Source organism: Faecalimonas canis (assembly GCF_054601575.1).
On the sequence record NZ_BAAHSI010000051.1, the window covers coordinates 1 to 822 of the forward strand.

The 822-nt window shown below is 35.5% G+C and carries 1 protein-coding gene and 1 tRNA gene; both read left to right on the forward strand.

Annotated features, from left to right (window positions below):
• Positions 1-25 precede the first annotated feature (25 nt).
• A tRNA-Trp gene (locus ACYPXO_RS10925) sits at positions 26-96 on the forward strand.
• A gap of 87 nt (positions 97-183) precedes the next feature.
• Positions 184-726 (forward strand): ferritin-like domain-containing protein, encoded by a 543-nt coding sequence (locus ACYPXO_RS10930; protein ID WP_459640605.1) that lies wholly within the window; start codon positions 184-186, stop codon positions 724-726.
• The last annotated feature ends 96 nt before the right edge of the window (positions 727-822 follow it).

Here is an 822-nt window from a genome sequence, read left to right on the forward strand (position 1 = left end):
GTGTGGTTTTGAAGGTACAGAATATAGGGGATTGGTCAAATGGTATGATAGGAGTCTCCAAAACTTTTGGTGGGGGTTCGATTCCCTCATCCCCTGTCAAAAAGATAGTCAATGATTTTGGCTATCTTTTTTGTTGTATGGAAAATCTTTCATATTTTCTTTTCATAAATCATAGGATGTGTTATGGAAATGAAGGGAGAATTAGATATGTGTGAAAATAAGGAAAAGTATCAATATGTGGATGAAGCGCCATATCCACCTGTGCAGGTCTGTGGAAGAAACCAAGAGTATGCGGTGGCGATGCTTGGAAATGTAGGAGCCTGTAATTCTGAGATGTCCGCGATTTCACTTTATTTTTATAATAGTATTATTTTAGGAGAGCCATATGAGGAAATAGGACGCGTTTTTCATAAAATCAGTATGGTGGAGATGCACCATTTGAATATTTTTGGAAGATTGTCGGAAATGCTTGGTGCAGAACCGAGATTGTGGAGTGTAAATAGAGGAAGGTTCACTTATTGGACGCCTAAATGTAATAACTATCCTAGGAAAATTGATTCCTTACTGAAAAATGCGTATAAAGGAGAATTAGATGCGATAGATAAATATACAAAACAGTTATCATGGATCGAAGATGAATATATTCGGGCAAACTTAGAAAGAATTGTACTGGATGAAAAATGTCATTTGAATATTTTTGAATCATTATATGAAAAGTATTGTTAGAAAAACTGAACAATAGCACAAACATTATACATATGCGGTCACAAAGAGAGGGAACAGCACTTAGTGTTGTTCCCTCATTGTTGTATTAAGAAAACC